Source organism: Pseudomonas sp. HMWF006, assembly GCF_003061205.1.
GTDB classification, from domain to species: Bacteria; Pseudomonadota; Gammaproteobacteria; order Pseudomonadales; family Pseudomonadaceae; genus Aquipseudomonas; species Aquipseudomonas monsensis.
The window spans coordinates 4,527-6,569 of record NZ_QAIU01000607.1; the positions used below are offsets into that span (position 1 = coordinate 4,527).

General features: G+C 65.5%; 1 protein-coding gene and 1 pseudogene. Both read left to right on the forward strand.

Features of this window, described 5'->3' with window-relative positions:
* Positions 1-228, forward strand: a pseudogene (locus DBR24_RS34195) (ABC transporter); the annotation flags it as partial.
* Positions 228-2,043, forward strand: a 1,816-nt coding sequence (locus tag DBR24_RS28270; RefSeq protein WP_128616344.1) for an ABC transporter permease, incomplete at its 3' end; no start/stop codon positions are given. The pseudogene DBR24_RS34195 and the gene DBR24_RS28270, both read left to right, overlap by 1 nt.

Below are 2,043 nucleotides of genomic sequence, written 5' to 3' on the forward strand. Positions count from 1 at the left end.
GCCATTGCCCGTGCGTTCGCTGCCGAGCCGGATGTGCTGTTCGCCGACGAACCCACCGGCAACCTCGACAGCCACACCGGCGAGCGCATCAGCGACTTGCTGTTCGAATTGAACAAGGAACGCGGCACCACCCTGGTGCTGGTGACCCATGACGAACGCCTGGCCCATCGCTGCCGGCGTCTGATCCGACTTGAAGCCGGGCTGTTGGTCGCCCCTCTGGAGCCTTGATGGCACGTCTGCCGCTGTTGCGCCTGTTCAGCCTCGCCATTCGCCAACTGCTGCGCGATGCCCGCGCCGGGGAGTTGCGCGTGTTGTTCTTCGCACTGGTGGTCGCCGTGGCGGCCAGTACCGCCATCGGCTACTTTGGTGCCCGCCTCAATGGCGCCATGATGCTGCGCGCCACCGAGTTCCTGGGCGCCGACCTGGTGCTGGAAGGCAGCTCGCCGGCACGCGAGGAACAGATCCGCAGCGGCACCGAGCTGCGCTTGAATCACGCGCAGGTCGTGGAGTTTTCCAGCGTCATTGCTACCGACAACGGCATTCAGCTATCGAGCATCAAAGCGGTCGATCGCGCCTATCCCTTGCGCGGTGAACTGAAGAGCGCCCCGGCGCCATTCGCTGTCGAAGTGTCTGGCGGTGAACCGCAACCCGGTGAGGCCTGGGTCGAGGCGCGCCTGCTGACCGCACTGGACCTGAAGATCGGCGACAGCATCGACGTCGGCATGAAGACGTTGAAGCTGACGCGCGTGCTGACCTACGAACCGGACCGCGCCGGCAACTTCTACAGCCTGACGCCACGGGTCATGATCAACCTCGATGATCTCGCCGCCACTGGCGTGGTCCAGCCCGGCAGTCGCGTGAGCTACCGCGAACTCTGGCGCGGTGAACCGCAGGCGCTGGAAACCTATCGGCAATTGATCAAACCGGGGCTGGCGGCGAACCAGCGGATTCAGGATGCCCGTGACGGCAATCGGCAGATTGGCGGCGCGCTGGGCAAAGCCGAGCGTTATCTGAACATGGCCAGTCTGGTGGCGGTGCTGCTGGCCGGGGTGGCCGTGGCGTTGTCGGCGAATCGCTTTGCCAGTCGCCGCTTCGACGCCAGTGCCTTGTTGCGCTGCCTGGGTCTGTCGCGCCGGGAAACCATGGTGTTGTTCAGCCTGCAGCTGACGGCGCTCGGGCTGCTTGCCGCCCTCAGCGGCGCGCTGCTCGGCTGGCTGGCGCAACTGGGTCTGTTCGCGTTGCTGCATGACCTGCTGCCAAGTGATGTGCCACCGGGCGGAGTGTTCCCGGCCATTGCCGGGATCGGCACCGGACTGGTGGCGCTGGCCGGATTCGCCCTGCCACCGCTCGCCGCGTTGGGACGTGTACCGCCGCTGCGCGTACTGCGCCGCGACATGCTGCCGATTCCTTCGAGCACCTGGATGGTTTACGGCGCAGCCCTGGGCGCCCTCGGCCTGATCATGTGGCGCCTGAGCCTGGACCTGCTGCTGACCTTCGCCCTGCTCGGCGGCGGTGTGGTAGCGGCGGTCATTCTGGGTGGATTGCTACTGTTGCTGCTCAACAGTTTGCGCCGCCTGCTGGCCCGCGCCTCCCTGCCGTGGCGCCTGGGCCTTGGCCAGTTGTTGCGTCATCCACTGGCCGCCGCCGGGCAAGCATTGGCGTTCGGTTTGATTCTGTTGTCGATGGCCTTGATCGCCCTGCTGCGTGGTGAACTGCTCGACACCTGGCAGAACCAGTTGCCGAAAAACGCCCCGAACTACTTTGCCCTGAACATCCTGCCGGCGGACAAACAGGCCTTCACCGATCATTTGGTCAACGTGTCCGCGCAAGCAGCGCCCCTGTACCCGGTGGTGCCAGGACGCCTGATCAGCATCAACGACGAAGCAGTGCAGCAGATCGTCAGCAAGGATTCGGCCGGCGACCGCGCCATTCAGCGCGATCTCAGTCTGACGTGGGCCGCCGACCTGCCGGCCGGCAACAAGCTGACCGCCGGGGAATGGTGGAAGGATCAGCCGGGCGACGAGATTCCTGGCGTTTCCGTGG